Origin of the sequence: Enterococcus moraviensis ATCC BAA-383 (genome assembly GCF_000407445.1) — a bacterium.
Taxonomy (GTDB): domain Bacteria; phylum Bacillota; class Bacilli; order Lactobacillales; family Enterococcaceae; genus Enterococcus_L; species Enterococcus_L moraviensis.
The window spans coordinates 138,473-160,171 of the sequence record NZ_ASWB01000004.1 but is presented as its reverse complement, the minus strand read 5'-3'; the positions used below and the strand labels follow the sequence as shown (position 1 = coordinate 160,171).

26 protein-coding genes and 1 pseudogene are annotated in these 21,699 nt (G+C 35.0%); 14 read left to right on the top strand and 13 right to left on the bottom strand.

What is annotated here, in order from left to right; genetic code table 11:
• Positions 1-146 precede the first annotated feature (146 nt).
• The 12 genes and pseudogenes from I586_RS14270 (at position 147) to I586_RS14215 (ending at position 5,862) form a co-directional block, all read left to right on the top strand.
• Positions 147-554 (top strand): hypothetical protein, encoded by a 408-nt coding sequence (locus I586_RS14270; protein ID WP_010763569.1) that lies wholly within the window; start codon positions 147-149, stop codon positions 552-554.
• Entirely contained in the window at positions 555-1,076 is a 522-nt protein-coding gene (locus I586_RS14265) for an alpha/beta hydrolase family protein (RefSeq protein WP_016249983.1), read from the top strand.
• Positions 1,060-1,470 carry a hypothetical protein gene (locus tag I586_RS14260; RefSeq protein WP_010766709.1) on the top strand — a complete coding sequence of 137 codons (411 nt, stop codon included), beginning with the start codon at positions 1,060-1,062 and terminating at the stop codon, positions 1,468-1,470. Before I586_RS14265 ends, I586_RS14260 begins: the two co-directional genes overlap by 17 nt.
• Positions 1,471-1,601: 131 nt before the next feature.
• Positions 1,602-1,790, top strand: a pseudogene (locus I586_RS17590) (triacylglycerol lipase); the annotation flags it as partial.
• 225 nt (positions 1,791-2,015) lie between these two features.
• Positions 2,016-2,420 (top strand): hypothetical protein, encoded by a 405-nt coding sequence (locus I586_RS14250; RefSeq protein ID WP_010766707.1) that lies wholly within the window; start codon positions 2,016-2,018, stop codon positions 2,418-2,420.
• Positions 2,417-2,629, top strand: coding sequence for a hypothetical protein (locus tag I586_RS14245; RefSeq protein WP_010766706.1), 213 nt, complete (start codon positions 2,417-2,419; stop codon positions 2,627-2,629). Before I586_RS14250 ends, I586_RS14245 begins: the two co-directional genes overlap by 4 nt.
• A gap of 147 nt (positions 2,630-2,776) precedes the next feature.
• Entirely contained in the window at positions 2,777-3,181 is a 405-nt protein-coding gene (locus I586_RS14240) for a hypothetical protein (RefSeq protein WP_010766705.1), read from the top strand.
• Entirely contained in the window at positions 3,182-4,438 is a 1,257-nt protein-coding gene (locus I586_RS14235; RefSeq protein ID WP_016249982.1) for an alpha/beta hydrolase family protein, read from the top strand.
• Positions 4,439-4,459: 21 nt separating this feature from the next.
• Positions 4,460-4,768, top strand: a complete 309-nt coding sequence (locus I586_RS14230; RefSeq protein WP_010763567.1) for a hypothetical protein — start codon at positions 4,460-4,462, stop codon at positions 4,766-4,768.
• 19 nt (positions 4,769-4,787) lie between these two features.
• Positions 4,788-5,072, top strand: coding sequence for a hypothetical protein (locus tag I586_RS14225; protein WP_010763566.1), 285 nt, complete (start codon positions 4,788-4,790; stop codon positions 5,070-5,072).
• Between the two features lie 210 nt (positions 5,073-5,282).
• Positions 5,283-5,552: a hypothetical protein gene (locus I586_RS14220; RefSeq protein ID WP_010763565.1), complete on the top strand. Its 270-nt coding sequence runs from the start codon at positions 5,283-5,285 to the stop codon at positions 5,550-5,552.
• Complete coding sequence (locus I586_RS14215) at positions 5,545-5,862, top strand: hypothetical protein (RefSeq protein WP_010763564.1); 318 nt, start codon at positions 5,545-5,547, stop codon at positions 5,860-5,862. The genes I586_RS14220 and I586_RS14215 overlap by 8 nt, the downstream gene beginning before the upstream one ends.
• 91 nt (positions 5,863-5,953) lie before the next feature.
• On the opposite strand, the gene I586_RS14210 is transcribed toward I586_RS14215, so the two are convergent.
• From I586_RS14210 to I586_RS14200, 3 genes are read right to left on the bottom strand one after another with little or no spacing between them, the layout of a single operon-like run.
• Entirely contained in the window at positions 5,954-6,196 is a 243-nt protein-coding gene (locus I586_RS14210; protein ID WP_010763563.1) for a hypothetical protein, read from the bottom strand.
• 21 nt (positions 6,197-6,217) lie between these two features.
• On the bottom strand, positions 6,218-7,540 hold the full coding sequence (locus I586_RS14205) for a PTS sugar transporter subunit IIC (RefSeq protein ID WP_034702710.1): 1,323 nt from the start codon (positions 7,538-7,540) through the stop codon (positions 6,218-6,220).
• A 23-nt stretch (positions 7,541-7,563) separates the two neighbouring features.
• Positions 7,564-8,946, bottom strand: coding sequence for a glycoside hydrolase family 1 protein (locus tag I586_RS14200; RefSeq protein ID WP_010763561.1), 1,383 nt, complete (start codon positions 8,944-8,946; stop codon positions 7,564-7,566).
• A gap of 219 nt (positions 8,947-9,165) precedes the next feature.
• Between I586_RS14200 and I586_RS14195 the strand changes: the two genes are divergently transcribed.
• Complete coding sequence (locus I586_RS14195) at positions 9,166-9,933, top strand: MurR/RpiR family transcriptional regulator (RefSeq protein WP_010763560.1); 768 nt, start codon at positions 9,166-9,168, stop codon at positions 9,931-9,933.
• Between the two features lie 141 nt (positions 9,934-10,074).
• On the opposite strand, the gene I586_RS14190 is transcribed toward I586_RS14195, so the two are convergent.
• The gene (locus I586_RS14190) at positions 10,075-10,857 is read right to left on the bottom strand and encodes a hypothetical protein (protein WP_034702706.1); all 783 of its coding nucleotides are present in this window, start codon (positions 10,855-10,857) and stop codon (positions 10,075-10,077) included.
• Between the two features lie 264 nt (positions 10,858-11,121).
• Between I586_RS14190 and I586_RS14185 the strand changes: the two genes are divergently transcribed.
• The gene (locus I586_RS14185) at positions 11,122-11,859 is read left to right on the top strand and encodes a class A sortase (protein WP_010763558.1); all 738 of its coding nucleotides are present in this window, start codon (positions 11,122-11,124) and stop codon (positions 11,857-11,859) included.
• 60 nt (positions 11,860-11,919) lie between these two features.
• Here the strand turns inward: I586_RS14185 and I586_RS14180 are convergent, their stop codons facing one another.
• The 9 genes from I586_RS14180 to I586_RS14140 form a co-directional block, all read right to left on the bottom strand.
• A complete protein-coding gene (locus I586_RS14180; RefSeq protein WP_010763557.1) occupies positions 11,920-12,141 on the bottom strand; it encodes a hypothetical protein in 222 nt (73 codons plus the stop codon).
• Between the two features lie 144 nt (positions 12,142-12,285).
• Entirely contained in the window at positions 12,286-13,974 is a 1,689-nt protein-coding gene (locus I586_RS14175; RefSeq protein WP_010763556.1) for a glycosyltransferase family protein, read from the bottom strand.
• A gap of 150 nt (positions 13,975-14,124) precedes the next feature.
• A complete protein-coding gene (locus tag I586_RS14170) occupies positions 14,125-14,853 on the bottom strand; it encodes a hypothetical protein (protein WP_010763555.1) in 729 nt (242 codons plus the stop codon).
• Positions 14,850-15,839 (bottom strand): DUF5067 domain-containing protein, encoded by a 990-nt coding sequence (locus tag I586_RS14165; protein ID WP_010763554.1) that lies wholly within the window; start codon positions 15,837-15,839, stop codon positions 14,850-14,852. Before I586_RS14165 ends, I586_RS14170 begins: the two co-directional genes overlap by 4 nt.
• Positions 15,839-18,430 carry a YfhO family protein gene (locus I586_RS14160; protein WP_010763553.1) on the bottom strand — a complete coding sequence of 864 codons (2,592 nt, stop codon included), beginning with the start codon at positions 18,428-18,430 and terminating at the stop codon, positions 15,839-15,841. The genes I586_RS14165 and I586_RS14160 overlap by 1 nt, the downstream gene beginning before the upstream one ends.
• 35 nt (positions 18,431-18,465) lie before the next feature.
• Positions 18,466-19,137 (bottom strand): signal peptidase I, encoded by a 672-nt coding sequence (gene lepB / locus I586_RS14155; RefSeq protein ID WP_010762318.1) that lies wholly within the window; start codon positions 19,135-19,137, stop codon positions 18,466-18,468.
• 34 nt (positions 19,138-19,171) lie between these two features.
• Entirely contained in the window at positions 19,172-19,840 is a 669-nt protein-coding gene (gene lepB, locus I586_RS14150; protein WP_010763552.1) for a signal peptidase I, read from the bottom strand.
• A 21-nt stretch (positions 19,841-19,861) separates the two neighbouring features.
• Positions 19,862-20,527 carry a hypothetical protein gene (locus I586_RS14145; protein WP_010762316.1) on the bottom strand — a complete coding sequence of 222 codons (666 nt, stop codon included), beginning with the start codon at positions 20,525-20,527 and terminating at the stop codon, positions 19,862-19,864.
• A gap of 20 nt (positions 20,528-20,547) precedes the next feature.
• The gene (locus I586_RS14140) at positions 20,548-21,618 is read right to left on the bottom strand and encodes a WxLIP family cell surface protein (RefSeq protein ID WP_010763551.1); all 1,071 of its coding nucleotides are present in this window, start codon (positions 21,616-21,618) and stop codon (positions 20,548-20,550) included.
• Positions 21,619-21,699: the final 81 nt, after the last annotated feature.

Sequence of the window (21,699 nt, the reverse complement as noted above, 5' to 3'; positions counted from 1 at the left end):
TAGCGACAGATATATCTAATTGAGGGAATTAAGACACTTAAAATCTTGTGACGTTATTTTCGTGAAATGTTGTTCTATAAAAAAACATGAAAATATTTTTATCAATGTGATACAATTAATTTATTCCCTATCTTCAGGAGGTTATCATGAATAAACGAATTATCATACTAATTGGAATTATCGCCATAGTGTTTATGGGATTTGGAGGGAAATTGTATATGGACAAAAAAGCAGAAGAAAAAGCTAAGGAAGAACAACGAAATTTATTAGAAACAGAAAGAGAATCTGCAATTGTTTTAAAAAATAAATACCAAAATCTAAAAAAAATAGTTTTTATAGATAGCTATGGACCGGATAAAATAACAGGCTCATATGATATGAGTGTAACAATTACTTCAAAAAATAGCCAATCTGTTACTGTCAATTTTAGTTATTGGAAAGAAGCCAATGATATTGGAAGTATAGATGTGATAGACGAAGGAATTCAAAAAAATGGAGCTACGACAAGTAAAGTAGATGTAGTTTATACAAACGGAGAAAAGGGGGGGATTTAAATGATTTCAGAAAAAGAGTACAAAGAAATCAGTGATAGAGTATATAGGACAGACCCTAAGCATCCTAAATATAATCCTAATCTAAAAGAAGGAGCTACCATAGAATTTAATAGTGTAAAATACAAAATTCTCGATACCAAACACGAACCTAAAAACGGAATGCAAGCAATGGCCGTCGCCCCATTAGTTAACGGAAAAGTAGACACATCACAAGTAGTGATCGCCTATGCCGGGACAAATTCATCAGACAAATTAGATATAGCGACAGATATACAAACAGTTGGTGCTGGAAGCGATAAACTAAAATCCTTTGATTGGTTTGAAGCTCCAAGATCTACGGATCCTCAGTCTCTCACAGCTCAACAATTCGCAGACTCTATTAGAAATCAGTATCCTTTTGCGACAATTACAACTACGGGGCATTCTTTAGGAGAAAGTTTAGCATTTTACATTGCCGCAGAAAACAAATGGATGATGGATGCTGCTGTAGATTGGAGAAAAAGTGATGGCTATAAGAAATAAAATAATAGTATTTATTATTGTCGTTTTAATTGTATTAGGAATAGGATTTGGAGGAAAATCGTATATGAATAAAGAAGAAGAAGAAGATAAAGTAATAGGTACATATAGAAAAAATGAAGAAAAAATAGTAGTAGATGTAATAAAAACATATGAAGATGTGAAAGAAATTACTTTTACAATGGTACAAGAAAACAACATGACAGGATATACTCATTATGCTTTTACACTAAATGGAGATGAAGGATATTCGTACCTATTCTCTAAAAATGAAATGTATGGAAATGAATCAGTAGTTAATCCTGACATGAAAAAAAGAGAGAGTGAGTTAAATGGAGATCAAATTTCGAAAGAATTAAAACAAGTAAAAGTTAGCTACGGAGGTTGGGACAGTTGAGTTTTTCAGAGAATGAGTTACTATATTTTTCAGATATTTCTTATTGGATAGATGAGAAGAAAGATAATAAAGGTTTCACTCCAAAAGAAAATGAAATCAGAGAAATACCTAAGAAAATTAATGGAGAGAATAAACAATATAAAATTTTAAAAGCAGAAGATAACACAAAAAACGGAATGCAAGCAATGGCCGTTGCCCCAGTAGTTAACGGAAAAGCAGACACGTCACAAGTAGTGATCGCCTATGCCGGAACGAATCAATCAAACAAATTAGATATAGCGATAGATATACAAACAGTTGGTGCAGGAAGCGATAAACTGAAATCATTTGATTGATTTGAAGCACTGTGAGCTGTGAAAGCCAGTACTTAAAGCTTGAATCCACAAAAAAGTGTTTACTAATCAGTTGTGACAGGTGGGCGTCTTGGCTTGTGTTAATAGAAATAACGATAAGTTGTAAATTAAAGAACGCTATTTAGGAAATTTTTAATAAAATCATTTATATTATATTGCAATTAAATTACCATCTATCTTTAGGAGGATACAATGAATAAACGGATTGTCATGCTAGCAGCTATTGCTATAATGTTTATTGGGTTAGGAGGAAAAATTTATGTGGATTATCGAGCAGACGAAAAAGCAAAAGAAGAACAAAAGAATTTACTAGCAATAGAACGGGATTCTATAGTGGCACTTAAGAATACATTTTCAGATGTGGCTTTTGTAAAAATTGAACATAGTGATGAACCTAATAATATGACAGACTCATATCAAATCATTTTTTTGATGAAAAATAACTTGGGCACAGAAGTTGAATTCGATGCTATTTATGTAAAAGGGGAAACTGAATTAAAAAATTATGGTGTTGCAGATGAAGAGGTTCAAAAAGAAGGAAAGACTGTAAGTGAAGTAGAAGTAATTTATTCTGATGGTACAGGAGGAAAACAGTGACTATAACTGATGAAGATTACAATAAGATAAGTGATACTGCGTATTGGATAGATCCTATACATAATAAGTATGATCCGAAAATAAAAAAGACGAAACTCGAAAAATTAATGGAAAAAAGTACAAAATTCTTGATGTTAAACATGAACCCAAAAACGGAATGTAAGCAATGGCAGTTGTGGGAATGGATCAATCGGATCGTTTTGATTTAGCGACAGATATACAAACATGAAGGAAGTGAGACACTTAAAGTCTTGTGACTTTATTTTCGTTAGATGTTGTCCTATAAAAAAAAAACAAGAAAAGTATTTTATTCACTGTGATACAATTAATTTATCACCTATCTTCAGGAGGATATCATGAATAAACGAATTATTATACTAGTTGGTATTATCGCCATAGTGCTTATTGGATTTGGAGGGAAATTGTATATGGACAAAAAAGCAGAAGAAACAGCTATGGAAGAACAACGAGATTTATTGGAAACAGAAAGAGAATCTGCAATTGTTTTAAAACAAACATTTGCTAATATCAAATCTGTAGAATTTAAAAAAACTTCGTACAATAAAATGACAGGAGCATACCGTATGTTTGTAAAATTGATAACTTCAGATAATGAAGCAGTTGAGTTTACATACAGTTTTTGGAAAGAGCGTGATGAAATAGGTAGCTACGGTATTGAAAATAGGAACGCGCAAGTTAAAGGAGTCACGACTAAAAAAATTATAGTTCATTACTCAAATAGAGAGGAGGACAAATTATAGATGTTTACAGATAAAGAATACAATCAAATAAGTGAGGAAGTTTATTGGCTAGATCCTAAGCATGAAGATTACGATTCAACAATGAAAACAGGGGCTGTTAGAGAACTAGCAGGAATTGAATACAAAATTCTCGACGTTAAACACGAACCTAAAAACGGAATGCAAGCAATGGCCGTCGCCCCAGTAGTTAACGGAAAAGTAGACACGTCACAAGTAGTGATCGCCTATGCCGGGACGAATTCATCAGACAAATTAGATATAGCGACAGATATACAAACAGTTGGTGCTGGAAGCGATAAACTAAAATCCTTTGATTGGTTTGAAGCTCCAAGATCTACGGATCCTCAGTCTCTCACAGCTCAACAATTCGCAGACTCTATTAGAAATCAGTATCCTTTTGCGACAATTACAACGACGGGGCATTCTTTAGGAGAAAGTTTAGCATTTTACATTGCCGCAGAAAACAAATGGCTTAACGTAGGATTCAATGGCCCATATGCAGGAAGCATGATGTCAAAGGATGGGAAAAAATGGGCAAAAGACAACCCAGGCATGTTTTACAATTATCGAAATAGGAACGATGCTGTCGGAGGTATTCGAGTTACCGGTCGAGAGTTTGCACTTATTATTGATATGGAAAAAGATGGCAAGGTGTCTGATCGATTGGGTGGAGCATATCATAGTCTTGCTATGTGGAAATTTGATAAGAAGACAGGTCGACTGTTGATTCCTGACAATGCGTTCAATGTAAACGCGATTAAAAAAAGAGCTGAGAATGATAAACAACAGTTATTAGGTGTTCTTAGCAGCACAAAAAATTGGATGAAGTTCTTGCGGAACAAGTTAAAGAAAAGTGGTGGTGGTTTATCAGCTAATGAAGCGATTTTCTTAGACAGCGTTGAGGCACTTCTTGTGTTAAATGCGCAAATGAGCACGGTCAACGCGACGTTTTTGGAAGCTGAAAGTTTCCTCCGTCGGCAAACAGAAAAAGCAGAACAATCTTGGCAAAAATCATTAAGAGCAGGAACGGTATTAGGGCATGATCTAAGCGATTCGGAAGTATTAGATGCACTTGAATCTATAGGCGTCAGTGAATCAATCATTTCCAATCAACCAAGAGAGAGAAATGAAGCCAAAATTGCTGAATACAGAGAAATCGCGAGTAGTTGTGATACGCTCAAAACGGAAATTCATGGAAGTATTGAAAAACTGTTATCTGTTGATCAGCAATTAGCGAAACAATTTCAACCAGAATAACCATAAAGGAATGCGTTAAGAATGGATAAAGAAGAAGAACTAAAACTAGATTATATGAAAGAAGTGCGTATGTGTGAGGAAAAAGAAGATCAATTGGCCTGGCACAAAACAAAAGTATTTCAAGAAATAGATGATTATATCAACGAAACAGAGTATTGGGCAGGCCAGCTCCCTTTTGGTCGCGAAGCCATATCTGAAGCGTACCATCACTTCCAAAACGAATCAATGGCATTGGAAGATTTATTTCATCGGGAAAGAAAAAAGATCTTAAACGAACTGGAAGAGTTAGAACAAAACTATAAAAAAGAACTACGTAATCTAGAAAATTGAAAGGGGGATTTTAGAAAGCATGGCAGAAATATTCACAGATGAAATTCTTGATGAAGCTGGATTAAAGGAACTTAGAAAAGCGAGACAAAAAAATAATATTCGTTCTTTCGTAGGAACTGCCGCACTCATGGACCACGCATCAAGAGAACAAGAAATAAAATCAATAACGGATACGTACATAAATGAATTGAAATGTTCGTTAGAAAGTTTATCCAGTAATTTAGGCAATTCTCTAAAAGGACAAGCAGGAAAAAAAGTAAAAGAGGCCATAAAACAACAGACCACAAAAATTCAATCGCTATAGAAAACGAGTGCTTCTCTGTGAGCTATACCGCTCACAGAAAAAGAGAGCCACTAACTAAAAAAGACAGAAACATTGATTAATTATGGCTTTCGCTTACATTTCAAGCTAAATCAATCGATTGCAGTGTTTATGCTTGCTGAAATCGGTAATATTGTTGATACTTGATATAATAGCTGATTATACTAAACTAAAGAAAAATGAGGTGGCTTTATGGATGAAAAAGAGCTTGAGCGTGAAAAAGAACGACAAAAAGAGCTTATTCGAAAACTAGGCGAGGAAGCCGTCACTAAACAACAACAAATGCATGCGACTGTTGAAAAAAATGCGAGTGAAATAATGGCACGTATGCTTGAAACCATTCAAGATACACAAAAATTAGTGGAAAAGTTGTCCAATATTGAACAACCGCCAAAGAAACCTGACCTTCACTTAGTCCCTCCTCTTGCTTCAAAAACATCGAAGGAGAGACCCGATGAGTGAAAAACGCCCTAAAATAAATGTAGAAATGAATCCCGCACAGTATTATCCTCATGTTCGTGAAGAATTAAAAAAAGAGCTAGAAAGACAGTTTCCTAATGAACCAGAAACGGTTACTGAACAGTTACGTTTAGCAGATAATCTCCACATGCTAGAACAAGAAATGGAAAAAATCAAGGCTTCTGTTGATCAACGAATGATTGCTGCAGAAAATAATGCGTTGACCTTTTTAGAAGCCTCGCCAGAGCGTATTCCTCTCCATATCAAGCGTTTAGCAACTTTCTATGAACTGTGGAAATGCGAAAATGGCTAAACAAACAATTGGAAACAGAAAGTGGCTGGGACATAACTTTACAAGTTACACCCCAGTCACTTAGCACCAAAATAAGCGGTTTCCTATTTTTCTACCCTAATCGTTGAATAGCCAATTGATGGGTATACTTGATTTGCAAAATCGTTGCACAGACTAACGTTGACCCAATCACTGGAAATAACGAACCAATCCACGTACTCAATAAAATCGTAACGCCTACAATCAAAATGGCACTTATGATCAATTGCCATAGTTTCTTTTGAAGTAACCACTGATTTTCCCTCAATAAATAATGTGTAGCAAAAATAATACAGCCACTAATAGCGTATATCATCTCTTCGCCCCCGATACTTTTTTAAATTTCCTCAGTTGATACAACAGAATCTGCTTCGGCTTGTTGCTCTTGCTCTACTTGGATTTTTTCGAACATTTTAAAGAATGGATAATAAATAGCTAACGAGACAGCAAAGCAAACAAATACCATTACGCACGCTACCCAATTCCAATTAGACGTAATCAATGCTCCTAAAGGTGCTGGAATTGAAAAAGGTGGCTTGACCATCATTTTTGGCATCCAACCCAATGCTGTCACAATATACACCAAAATCGTATTCACAATCGGAACTAAAATAAACGGAATGGCAAGTAACGGATTCATCACGATCGGTGTTCCGAAGATAACGGGTTCATTGATATTGAAGATACCTGGTAAAATCGATAATTTTCCTAATTGCTTCAGGTATTTTGATTTGGAGAACAAAAATAAGAAAACAAGTGCTAACGTTGCGCCTGTCCCACCCATTTGTGCATACCATTGGTAAAATTGTTCTGTAAAAATATTGGGTAGTTGAAATGCACTCGTCCCATTTTGGAACAACTCTGCATTCTCTATAATCGCCTGATCCCAAAATGGACGGATGATTGGCCCAAGAACTGCATGTCCATGAATTCCTAAAGCCCAAAATAAACAAATCATAAATTGTGTAATAATACCGCCAAAAATATTATTTCCTGTTAAAAAGACCTTCAAAGGTGAAATAGCCACACTTAGCAAGTCGTTTAAATTAAAATTAAAAAAGTGACGCGGAATCCAAAAAATTAAGATTACTAATAATGTAGGCAAAAGCGCCGCAAAAGATTCTCCTACAACTGGTGGCACGCCTTCTGGCATTTTGATTTCTAATTTTTTCTCTTTTGTGAAACGGTAAATCTCCACAGAAATCAACGCGGCAACAATCGCTCCGAACAATCCTTGTGAGCCTAACGGTGTGATTGGGATATAACGACCGCCTGCCACAACGTTTCCGGCAACATCTACACCTTCTTGAAGATTAACTGGCATAACCATCAAAAGCGTCGCTAGCATGGAAAGAAAGCCACTGGTGATCTTATCTAGCTTATACGTGTTTCCAAGAAACGATCCTATTGTAAAAGCTGCATACAAAGACATCAACCCTACAGTGAAGCGAAAAGGAACATCTAACGCGGCTAAATAAGGCGCAATCATGTCAGAGTATCCAGGGATTGGTAAGTTCAGTAGGATTGTAAAAAAGGACCCCACAATAGTGAGTGGTAAAATCGAAATCAAGCCATTTCTAATTGCCTGTAAGTGTCGCTGATTACCGATTGCATTTGCAATCGGTAATAATTTCATCGCTAAATTATCAAGAGTTTTCATCATAAGAATCACTCTTCCTTTCTTTAATCGAAACCGTGATTTTCAACCATTTCTTTAAACCATAAGCCAGATTTTTTCACTGTCTTTTCTCCTGTTTCTAAGTCTAAACGATAAAAACCATAACGGTTTTTATACGCATTTCCCCACGACCAACAGTCTACAAAAGTCCACATATGGTACCCTAAACAATTGCTTCCTTCTGCCATCGCTTGGTTCAAATAACTCAAATGTTCCTTCAAAAAATCAATACGATAATCATCTTGAACAATTCCTGCGTCAATAAATGCTTCTTCGCCTTCGATTCCGATACCATTTTCAGAAACAAACCAATCAATATTACCGTACTCATTTTGAATTTTTTTCGCAATATCGTAAATTCCTTTAGGATAGATTTCAATGCCACGTGATGTGTTCATCCGTCTGCCCGGCATAACGTATTCATCAAAAAACCATTCTGGTGAGAAAACGCCTTGAGGATTGGGTATACATTCTTTCGCTTTCACTCTTCTTGGACGATAATAATTGATTCCTAATAAATCAATTTTAGTTTCTGAAATCAATTGAAGCTGTGTCTTAGTTACTTTTGGCAATTGGTCGTATTCTTCTAAAACCTCTTTCAAGCGCGTTGGGTACTTGCCCTTTAGAATCGCATCATTCAAACTCTTTGTATAAAACAGATCTGCCATTTCAGCAGCGTACAAATCAGCTGGATTTTGACTACGTGGGTAAACTGGAATGACATCCATAATGATCCCGATTTTTCCCTCTAATTTCATTTCTCGATATACCTGGATTGCTTCACAATGCGCTAAAATAATATTGTGCAAAACAGCTGCAGCTCGTTTAAAGTCTACAACATACGGATAATGACGGTCATGCAGATAACCTGCTTCTGCTGGAATCATCGGTTCATTGAACGTAAACCAATACTTCACCCGATCACCAAACAACTCAAAACATGTTTTAGCATATTGCTTATAGGCTTCAACTACTTCTTCATTTTCAAATCCCCCTTTCTCTTGAAGTACCATTGGCATATCGAAATGATACAGATTGATAAACGGTTCTACTCCTTTTGCAATTAATTCATCAATCACATTATTATAAAAAATTACTGCTTCCGGATTGACTTCTCCTGTCCCCATCGGTATCAAACGAGACCATGAAATAGATGTTCGAAACGAATTAAATGAAATATCGTGCATTTTTTGGATATCCTTTTGATAGTCACGATAAAATAAAGAAGTATTTTCTGTTGTGACACCGTCATAAAAACGATGATTGTACTCTTTTGATGAATAATCCCAAATATTTTCTCCTTTTCCATCGCGTTCCATACGCCCTTCTGATTGCGTTGCACTTGAAGCAGCACCCCAAAAAAACGTCTTAGGAAATTCTACTTTCATTCCTTATTCCTCCAATTATTAGACTAAATTCGCAAAACCCTTGGGCACGGAAACAAGTTCTCCTATCTACCCCACTTGCAGATTGCGCTTTCACAATCTATAATTGGAGTATAGCATTGATTATAATGTTTGTTATGCGCTTTCATTCCTTTGTGATAAGTGACACTTTTTGTTATTTCTCACAATTTTGACACAGTTTGTAACCACAAGGAGGACGCTATGCTTTTTTTAGATTATGTTCCTGATTTAAACCCTTTGGAATATGAGATTTATCATTATATTGCCAATCATTTAAAAATCGTCACGTACATGCGGATCAGAGATTTAGCAGAGGAAACACACACAAGCACAGCCAGTATTTTACGCTTTTGTCACAAATTTGAATGCAATGGTTTCTCCGAATTTAAAGTAAAATTGCAATTATATTATGACTCTATCAACCAAGCCCAAATAGCTGACGTAGATGAAACACAGCATATTCATTTTTTAGAACGTGTTAACGAACCCTTTCTCGACGATAAAATCGAACAAGCTGTTGCACTTCTTGCTGACAAAGGCCTCGTCCTTTTTCTTGGATCTGGTTCTTCTGAGCCTATTGCTGCTTACGGGTCCCTTTATTTCACAAATTTATCGCAAACTGCACTCCGAATTGAAGATCCTTCTAACTATCCAATTGAATGGTTTCCTGATGACATATTAGAAAGAACTTGTGTCATCGCCTTATCTGTCACTGGTGAAACCAAAGAAATCATTCATTATATCAAACGCTTGAACACAAAAAAATGCACGATCATTTCAATCACAAACAGTGATAGCTCTACTATCAGTAGAATGTCTGACTTAAATATTCCCTATACTATCAATAGAGAAACTATCTATAAAACGAGTGATAACCATGACAAAACAATTGAACTAACCTCACAATTACCTGCATTATTTCTTATCGAAAAGATTGCCAAACGCTTACGTTTGCAAAAAAATATCTAATAGAATCCACAAAAAAGAGGCGGAGACATAACTCTACGAGTCATATCTTCGCCTCAAGGAATCTGAATAAACAAGCAATAAGGAGCAAACGCTTCTTATTGCTGTTTAACACCTCTGTCCCACTCTTTTTTTCTTCTATATTTACGCTCGCCTTGGTAATTCGACAAAGCCAAATTCATCTTCTTGCATTAAACGCCATGTTCGTTTGGCTGTATGGTAAATCAATATCGCAATCACTGGTTCATTACGATAAGCAAAGTTTTTCGTTTTCCATAAAGAATCTTCCACTACATGAATCGGGATATGGTATTCTTTTCCTTTGATATCCATTTGATCGAAACAAAAAACAACCCCTTCTTGCAAGATTGGCTTCATTTCTTTCAATAATTCTGCATCTAACTTCTCAACTGGAATGCCTCTTTTAAAAAATGTTTTACGATCATTGACTTTTTCTAAAATAACTCGCGTGATTTTGTCCGCCAAAATTCGATAAAATTCGTCAATATAACGATAATAAACCCTTGTCATATGATCAACAAACTCAAAAAAGACAAAATCATTTTGTAATTTGTAAAAGAAAGGTGAATGTAAACTCGTTTTCATATGTCCAAAATAAAGCAGTTCTGAAATTTCCATTGGTGTTAATTCTTTAAGCATTGTAACATCTGAAAAATCGATCCACTTGATTTCTTCGTTCATTTTCCGACGGTGAGCAGTAGAAAAATATTGTTCCACATTCTCTTGCCCACGGATAATCTTCAATCCACTATGCATATCATATTCGCCTTCCTCTGCAGAAGGGTTCAATAAAAGCAAGTTCTTAGGGTGATGAACAATGGACCGCGTAAAATCTGCGTGCGTGATCCCTTTTGACAATACCGCATTACTTGTCATATCAATATGTACATAAATCAAGTCCAACATTTGTTCCATCACCCCCATCAAATTGTCTTCTCTTACATTTTACAATAGTTTGAGAAGAAAAGCTTGTGTCTTTTATTTTAAGATTCAGTTACAAAGAGTTAAATTGTATCTCTCTCTTGTATCAGATATATAATAAAAAATAACACGATCTATCTCTTTTTTTAAGGATCCTTTTAAATAAGCATATTTATAAAAAAATAAAGATTTTAAACTAGGGTTTCAAATTGATTTATGATACACTTATATAAAAAAAGGAGGAAGTTTATGGCCTCAAGAGATAAACGCCCTAAAAAGAAAAAATCTAAAAAGAGAAATTGGCTGATCAATATATTTTTATTTTTATTATTGGTCGTTGGTTTAGCTCTGGTTTTTAATACACAAATCAGAAATTGGTTGATCCAACAAAACGGAAAAGAATATGCAGTAGAGAAATTAACTCCTGAAATTGTTGAAAAAAACAATCAGACGGACACTTCGTTCGACTTTGCTGCAGTTGAATCGCTTAGTACAGAAGCTGTTCTAAAAGCCCAGTTATCAAATAAAAACCTGCCTGTTGTTGGTGCAGTAGCTCTTCCTGATGTCAAAATCAACTTACCGATTTTCAGAGGATTAGACAATGTTGTGTTACTAACTGGTGCTGGAACGATGAAGCCTGATCAAGAAATGGGTAAAGGCAATTATGCCCTTGCTAGTCATCGTGTACAAGACATGATTTCTTTATTTTCACCATTGGAATATTCAAAACCAGGAGAATTGATTTATACGACTGATTTAAATAATGTTTATACATATAAAATCACTTATGTTGAAAAAATCGATCCTTCCAGAGTAGAACTGATTGATGACGTTCCAGGCAAGAAAATGATCACGTTGATCACATGTGGTGACATGTACGCTACAACACGAATCGCCGTTCAAGGTGAATTAGAATCTGTTACACCAATGAAAGAAGCAACACCAGCTATGACCGATGCGTTTAATATGGAACAATTAACCTTATAGAATTTCAAAATAAGCTAGGATGGAAGTGAGCACTTCTGTCCTAGCCTATTTCAATTTCATTTAGAAGTGACTAGTCTTTCTCATACGTCCATAACCATAACGAATTGCTGACAAGACAAGTACAACTGGATACATGAACACTGTCACAGCAAACCATTCAGCGCTAAAAACAGATAGATAAGAGACGTGATACGTCACTGCATAAATCAACGGCAACACAACTGCTAGCACTCCATAATACAGACTCATCTCAAACACAACTGATTTAAATAAACGCTTCATGATCCATTTCCCCAATCTCTTTTAACTTTATCTAGTGTTTTTTTTCTTTGTCATTTCTCTACTTCTTTATTGTAAAGTTTTTTCTTGAGAGATACATCCATCTAAAGTCCGAGATTTTCCTAGGTAAATAGTGCTGATTATATGCTAAGATTTAATTTCTATTTTTTTACTCCATAAAAGAACACCTATCATCCCCACCCAAGCGATTGAAGTTACCAAAAAAGACATTTTTTGAACGAAAGTTCCTGCATACCAAAGCGTTAATTTCCCATTGCCTACCACTGTAACTTCCACAAAGCCATGCATATTTCCGTCTTTAAAACGTCCAGCATCATGTACTTTACTAACCGTTCCTCCTCCTTCTACTTTTACTTCATACCCTTTATAGTAGATAAGTGGAAAAATTAAATTGGTCATTTCTGGTGCTTCATAATCTAAAAAAAATGTGCTATAGGAGCGAGACATATTCCTTATTTTAATAGTAGTAGGTTCGGATAAGAGACCTGTGGGTGCCATCCAATTTTCCATACCACTAGGTAAAAATTCTTCACCAAATCCAAGTTCTTTACTGCCGTCCACTTGCTCAAAATAACTATAGTCAACAGTCGCCCTTGTACTACGTTTAAGTTTTTGTTCCATATCAAATGTACTAAAAAGCGTAACTACAAACAATAAAATATAAAGAACCGCTTTTGCTCCCTGTCGTTTGGCAACTAACCGATCTAAACTGTCAGCCAATACCCACAGTACACCAAACGTGACAATCATGAAGTAGCGCCATGGAAATTGAATCGAATTGAATAACGTTTCGTGAAAAAGCCAATGTGGAAAAAAACTTGTTGAAGCATAAAAAAATAGCAGACTGATTCCTATTAATTGTTTATTTTCACTTGAAAGTTTTATCATGCAAATTGCTAATAAAATCAAAAAAAACAAAACAAGTAAACCAATATTATTAAACCGAATATTTTTAACTGCCGTCTCTAAATAGTTCAGTGGCGTTTCAGCCATTTTTTGTAAATAGAACATGGGCGTATCTTGAACACGTAAATGCTGAAAGCTCAGTTGTTCAATCATTGGACAAAGAAAAACTGCGACTAATAGAATCGTTACTCCCGCAGCTTTGAATAACGCAATAAACCGGATTTTTTCATGCCACAAACGGACACAGTTACAAATAAGCAAACAAAAAATAAATAGTATCATAATCCCACTACTTAACAAATGAGCCATAAATAAAGTAGCCATACCAATTGATAGTACATACCATTTTTTATATGAATCAAATATAATCAAGTGAATTCCTACAAAAACAAAAGGTAGCACCATTAAGGCTAAATACTCACCTACCGCAGCACGATACAATACATCAGATAAACGATAAGCTGATAAACCATACAACACTGCAAAAAGTAGACTTTTTCTGGGCGCTTGTTTCAAATAATCAAAGGAATGGTAGGCAATTACAAAAGTCAAAAAATTAATTAGAAATACGTAAATAACATAACTATGTATTAACGATACGCCAGAGATTCGTAATAATGCTGCTGGATATAAAAATATTTCCGGATAAAAAATCCCCGTAGCGTAGCCCATTCCTCCTGTAAGAAAATAATTGATTCTAGGAAAATAGTCCCCTTTTATAAATGCTATTGCCACACCTTCGATTCTGCCTAAATGAAACCCAAGATCATCGCCATAAAATAATTGCCGGTTTTGAATCATTACAAAATAGATACTAAAAAAGCTCAATAATAGAAATACACTATAATATAGTAACAATGGTCGTTTACTAAGCATACGTATTCTACTATTTTTTTTCAATTTCCCCATTATTTCCTCCATGTAAACAAGTAAAACGAAACAAGCTTACTTCATTCTTAAACTAGAATATATGCGAGAAAAACATACCTCTTACGGGTACTTTGAAAGCACTAATTAGCTTTCAACACTAGATATGTTTATCTTGCTTTCAGTCACTACCTATTCTGTTATATCAGCTATGTTCCCATACAATTCTCGTAAAATGCCGTGTTCATCATACGAAACTTGTATAGATTTCAACAATCCTTTCTCTTTCTTCGCTTCTTTATTATTATCAGCGATAGATATTGCTTGTTGAACTATTAAACCTTTTGACGCTTGAACTTTTTTTTCATAATTACTCAATCCTTGTTCTAGTCCATTCAGATTAATCATTTTACCGACTTCCTTTGTAAATAACGGAAGCTTCTCAGAGAGAGCCTTTGATTCTGTAGTTTGATTGATCAGCATGACAGTCTGATTGTTTAATTTCGCTACTTTCTTTCCATCATCAAAAAAATATTTTAGCTCTATTTTTGTATGAATATAAGGTCGATTATTTTTCTCGTACGAAGTCATTCTTGTAAATACCACTTGTGTTGGTTGGACAAATAATTGAAAAACTGGTTTGGCAGCTTTAATATCATTTCCTTCCAACTCTTTTTCTATAATCTGTTGAATCTCGTTGTACAGAGTTGGCAGTTCTAATTGGAACTTTTCAGTCAACAGCTTTTCGGCTTCGGTTTCTTTTAAGTTTGGATAATCATAGTTACCAAATCCTTTCGTTCGTTCTTTATACAAAACATACTGCCTATCGGTTTTACGCAACGAACTAGTCCCATCTTCTTTGACTGTACAACCGATGATGGCAAGTAATGAGACTGCTAAAACAATGGCTACTCTTTTCATTCGTTATTTTTCTCCTCTTTATTTGATAAAAGTAAGGTATACGTTTTTTGTCTAGGAAAATGCGTTGAATCAAATGTAAGTTGGATATTAACTATCTCAGGTAACCTGTAGAGTAGGACTGACTCAACTGATTCTCCTTTGTTCAGCTCTTTTTCACCAGCGTCTACTAATTCTTTAGTATCAAAAGAAGTCGTACTTTCTGGCAAGGTTGCTTTTTCTAAAAGAACTCCTTGTTGCTTCAGCTCGATAAACGTTTGCCACTCAACAGGTTTGATTACTTGATCACTTAGATTTGTTAATTGATAGCGCAGTACAAAAATTTTCTCTTCATGTTTTCCTGAAATCGTTCGAATCCCTGTGATCACAGCAGAAAGTTCGTTATTTTCAACTTCTATTTTGTCTGAGTTCTCTTCATCTTTAGCTGAATTCGCTACTTCATCATAGGCGATTTCCTTCACTGTATCCATCGAAGCATCGATTAATTTAGCCCGTTCTTTATACGCTGTATCTTGTGCGGAATAAAACATCACTTCGATCACACCATTTTTTGTAAAAATAGCATAGAAATGCGACCAAACCTTCTGGTCTCCAAATCTTGTTTCAAATGTAAATTTATAAGCTGGTGCTTCATTGATCGTATACTCTTTTAGATACACTCCATCAACTTTTTTATAGTTATTTTTCTCTGCCAATTCTTTTCTAGTCCGTTCGCCAAACCCCTTTTGGTCTACCCCTTCTTTAGGAAAAAGTAAAACCGACATCCCTGATTTACTCTTAGTATCTTCTGCTCCAAAAGCGGATTGACGGCCATATATTGTTTGATAATTTGCTTGTTTTTTCCATCCTCTAGGAAGTTGTAAATCATAAGTCAAGCCTTCACCTTCAATTGTTTGTTTGTTTGTTTCAATTACTTCTTTTGAACACCCAAATAAAAAGAAGATACTCAACGGAATCATCAAAAGAATAAAACGATGCTTCTTTTTCATTAATTAATCCTATCCCTTCTTTTATACCAATAAAAACAGGCATAAATTGTTAGACTTCCACCAAACAAAATGCTACCAGCTTTAAAGCCTTTAGGCAGAAAAACAAATTCAATCGTGTGTTTGCCTTGCGGTACAGTAACGCTTAAGAATGCCTCTTTAAACTGGATGATTTCTGTTTTTTTTCCATCAATTTTGACCGACCACCCTTGATCATAAGGAATCGTAGTTACTATCACTTGTTCTTTATCCAGCGTAACTTCAGCCTTGGCTTTTCGTCCACTCGTCTCAAATGCAACACCCTTTTTTTTGATCTTTTCAATGGTTGTTTTAAAAGCCTCCGTATCAAGTAATAAAACATCCGGTCGTAAAATAGTGACTAACGGTGAACCAGAAAAAACTACTTTAACCTGGATCATCTTTGCTTTTTCATAATTCCCCAGATCATAATATTGTCCGACATCCTTCATTTGATACACTCGTGCAGCTTCATTTTCAACTGTTATTTCCACTTTTGTTTTGAATGCAACAGAGTAATCATTTACGTCATACAAACTTAAATAGGCCTGAGTATGTGCTGGGATTGAAATTGACCAACTCATAATTTTCTTGGCCTGCGGTGTTTCTTCTGAATAATAGACTACAGGTCCTTCTTCTTGAATCAAGACATTTTCATGACTGATTTCTTTGGGTTCAGTAAAAGATACAAATGTCGTCTGACTTTCGGCTAGATAATCAAGTAAAGTTGTCTGATTATGTACCGCTCCATCGGCATAAATTCCTTTATCTGTCACTATTCCTAGTGGTAATGCATACTTATTTTTATATAACCCGTACTCTCCACTTTGTGCTTCTTTTGTAAAACCAAATTTATTAGGATTGTTTTTTGCCAGATTATACTGAATCCCTAATACAGAGTCCATAATCAGTGTATTATTGGAATAATTGATATTTAAATTTGTCCCTTCTGAACGAAAACCTAGCTCATTTAAATACATTGACGAATGACGATTTCGAATAGAAGAAAACATAGAAACACCACTATAGCCAAAATTAAAACTTTCGTTCACACTAATGGGGTCTAAATTAGTCATTCGATAACTCGCAGACTGTTCTTTTTTCGTTTGATCAACTAGCGTTTGAATCTCATGATATTTTTGCGTGTATCCTCTTCGTTCTGGATAAACCCAGTCTTTCGCTATTCCCTGAATCATTGCGTGACTATTAAAAGCCATTTCACAAATAACGAGTAGCAACATCGCAATAAAAATAAACTGTTTCCAGCCGTTTTTTTTGACTAATAAGTAGGATAATATAAAATACGCACTAATAAAACCTAACGTAATCAGTACATTTCTTCCTGAAAAATAATCATATCGTTTTCTATTGGCCAGTAAAAACGCTGCTAAAAATAAGCCTAATAACAAAATAGCGCTATTTAACAAGGAATCAACCGCCTCTTGTTCAAGTACTTCCAACCCATACGCAGAAAGAGTCAATAATAGAAACGAAAGCAAAAAGCTAAAGCGGAACAGCAACATATTCGGTGCATGTAGACCATGCCAAAATAAATTCAGTGGCTGAATATAGATGCTCAATACTAAAAATAAACATAACGTACCGTACAGTAGTTTGTTTCGTAAATTAATTCTTTTACTGAAAAAATAAACACCGGCAAACAAAAGAAAAAGCAAACTTATGTATATAAACGGAGCACCATTATATTTAGCTGTATCATATTTGCCAGTCATACTTTTTACGACCAAATCCCACGGACCCGTATCAGGCGTTAAAAATTGACTGATTTCGCTTAGTGTTTCGCCATTACTACTTAAATCAATGACCGTTGGGATAACTGTAATCATTGAAGCTGTTCCCGCAAGAATAGCAGTGACTAAATATAACAAAATACTTGCTTTATACCTAGTTGGATCAGTACCATATCTTACCCAGTAATAGAGAAAAGAAAAAACACCGATCATAAAAGCTAAATAAAAATTAGATAAAAACAATAAAAGGTAGCTAACAAATAATACACCCGATTTACGTTTATCCATCAAGCGATGAATTCCCAGAATCACTAATGGCAGATACATTATTGCATCCAACCACATCAACATTGGAGAGTATGCTACAGAAAAACCCATTAAAGCATAACTAATACTCAAACCTGCTAATAACCATTTAGAAAGATCAAAGGTTTGCCTAGCAAAGAGCCAAAAGCTACCGCCAATCGCACCAAATTTGAGTAATGTCAGTAAGTAAAATGTATCCGCGATGGCTTCATTCTTAAAAAAATAAACTAGCGGTGTAAAGATCCCATTCAAGTAGTAAGCAGCTAGTGACCAATAATTAAGTCCCAATGAACCATACCATGTATAGAAAATGCTTTGCTTACCATGCATAACGTTGTGAAAACTCGCTAAAAAATTAGAAAGTTGTGGGTAGGCATCACTAGCTAAAACTGTCTTTTCACTACCTAGATAGATTCCATTTTGATAATAAATAACACCTAAAATAATGATTGGAATCATGATACTCATAAACAGACTCCATGCCTCATCTTTAACAAATTGTTTTATTGCTTTATTCATAATAGCCTCGTTTCATATTGTCCCACTTGATTTACTTAATCTATTGTTCCAATCTTATTAAATGGATAGTAACGCCACTTAACAACACCTTCTATTTGAGAAGTATCCACCAAGCCAAAGACTCGGCTATCAGATGAATGATTACGATTATCCCCTAAAACAAAATACTTATTCTCCGGAATCATCTGTTTACCAGCAAACTCTTTGATCAATTTTTGATTCAGCCAAACTTTGATGGTGCCGTCAGGTAATTTTCTACCTAAAAGATTACTATTCGTTAATGGCCGCTCTGTTTCACTGACCAATTGATGGTTGATATACAACGTATTATTGTCCATCCAAATCGCATCCCCTGGAATGCCGATTACTCTTTTAACATACGATTCATTTGGCTTTCCTTTCGGACGAAATGTTATGATATTATAGCGCTTTGGTTGGCTATCTTTGAAAACCAAAACTCGATCGCTATTTGCTAAATTTGGATCCATTGATTGTCCATCTACTCTGCGCACAGTCATTCGAATTAACACAAAAAGAACAACTACACATATTCCCCCAACGAAGAACAATCGTGATCTCTTTACTATTCGTTTGGGTTGTATTTCTTGTGACTGCTTTTTTACAAATAGTTTCTTTTTAAGTTTAACTTTTCTACGTTTGGAAACTGAAATAAGCTTTCTCGACGGTTTCCTTTTTGTCTCAGCCATAGCGCTCCTTCTTTTCTATAAAAATAAAATACTGTTAAAAATAGTCTAATTTACACAGCGGAAACAGCAACCATTCTGCCGTTCCAACGACCTGACTTTCATCGATTAGACCATAGACTCGGCTATCTGTTGAAAAAGGTCGATTATCTCCCATGACAAAATATTTCCCCATCGGAACAGCTTCTACTCCAATTGCTTGGATCAATGTAAAGTCGTCTGTAAATTTCATTGTAGACTCTTGAACTTTATGTACTGAGTTTTCCAAGAACCGTTCAACTACTTCTTGTTCGTTAATCCACAATTGATCATTCTTATACTTGATTCGATCACCTGGTATTCCGATTATTCTACGAACCGCGCCTATTTTTCCTGTTGTATCTTTAAAATAAATGAGTTTGAATCTTTTCACCTGACCAAACTTATTAACAACCACACGATTTCCATCCACTAATGTTGGAATCATAGAATATCCCTCAACTTTTGGTAAAGCAATTGTCATTTTTTGTATTAGTAGCAAAAGAGCAAAGAATATACTAAAAGTTTGATACAGCTCTTTCACTATTTTTCTTCTTGAATGTCGCTTTTTTTTCCTTTTGAACGTTTTACTTGGATATTTAGATCGTTGTTTTATTTTTTTTGAACTAATCTTTTTCACAGGAAAAGCTTGAGATGAAGGGTTCGATTTTGACTTGGTTGCACTCATCATCTTTCTCCTATTCCCAAGCTATTTCTTTTGCTTTAAAGCGGATTCGTTTACTTTAAATGTTTGAAAAATTTTTTGTTGGCTTTGTTTTAATTGTTTGATGTCAGATAGATAATCTTCTACTATTTTAGGATCTCCCAATCTTCTAGCTGCTTGACTATTCAAATTCATCCCTAATTCACGGATTCCTTGATAGTATTTTTTCAACATTTGTTGTCGCTCTTTTGTTAAACTACCAGATGGCGGCAGGTTTCCATAAGTGACCATTAATGCCGTCATTGTTCTGATTTTTTCCTGTGATTTTTCTGGGTCTGCTCCATTTTGGATACCTTGGATATCTTTTTCAATAGAATCTACTAAAAAATAGCTTTGAACAATAATTTCACCATCGTTGGCACTTAACGATGTCTGTTGATAGAACCTTGTATAGAATGCTCCCATGGTTAGCAGAATACTCACAAGCAGAAGGAGAAAACTACTGCGCATATAACGTTGTTTTTGTTTTTGTAATCGCAATATTTCTTTTTTTAACTTCCGACGTTTTTGTTTATTTTTAGGACGTCGCATTTTCAACATCTGTCTTTTTCTAGAGCTTTGGATCCCTAAATAGATATACCAAATACTCACAAGTATAAGGAGAATACTACTAACTAACAGACCAATGAATAACCAATATAATATCCCCACTTCATCGATCCTCCATTAGATTATTTCTTTTTCTTAGATTGTTTTCTCTTTTTCTCTGTTTTTTTATTATTTAATGTGCGAACAAATAAGAAAATACCCAATAGAACAATCAAGATACCGCAAACGATCATCACGATTAGCTTCCAGTCAATGCCGCGTTCTTGCGTAATTGAAACATCCTGCTTATTGTATTTATCAGCTTCTTCTTTGCTGATTGTAAACCCTTCTGTCCATTCCCATTTTTTTTCATTGCTAGTCACTAGTACATGCCCTGTATATTCTCCGGGTACCATTTCATCCCCATTCATAATTAAAGGAAAGTTTATTACTGAATTAGGCGCCATTTGCATCGTTGTTTTTTTCGTATCATATAAAACCTCAGTTGACCCTTTTTTCATGACTTGCATATCAATCGTCATATCATCTACATAAGCTGAATTAATATTAGAGATGCTTGCAAAAACAGCATTACGGTAATTAGATAACTCTGCATAGAACTTATTGAACTCTAAATTGGGTTCAACTTTTGTATCAGTTTCAGTTAATAACACCCCAATAATAAACGCATATTCATTTTGAATCCCTGATTTTTTTTCACGTTCTTTTTTTTCAGCTTCAGTCAATTGCCTTTTCAGTTGGATACCACCAGATATAAATCCATCATAAGAATCTTTTGGCATTGTAATATCAATGTCCAAATTTTTCTTTTCCCCTGGTTTAAGTGTAATTGACTCAGGTGCTTTGGCAATATCGGATAAATCTTTTTTCATAGACGGATCTTTTTGCAACAGTGATGGTCCATATTCTAAAACTCCATTAGCATTTGTTTTTGTACTATTTAGAGAAACGCTGACTGTCACCTCTTCTTTGTCTGAAGGATTGTTTATTTCGATTTGAACAGTCTGTTTTTTAGCTGGAGTCATTCGTAAATCAAAATAACCAGCGTTAGAACGTTGATTTTCTGGATGGATCACCTTATATGTAAAGGCTCCAGGATTTTGTACTTGTTCTTCTGCAAACACATGTTGTGAAAAAGTCCCTAAACAAACTATGTATAATAAAAATAGATAAATCTTTGTTGTTGTTTTCATTTTTATTCTAGCCTTTCTTACTTGCGATAAAACAAGGCGACAGAACTTCGGGTCAACTATACTTTTCCTGTCAATGTTTGA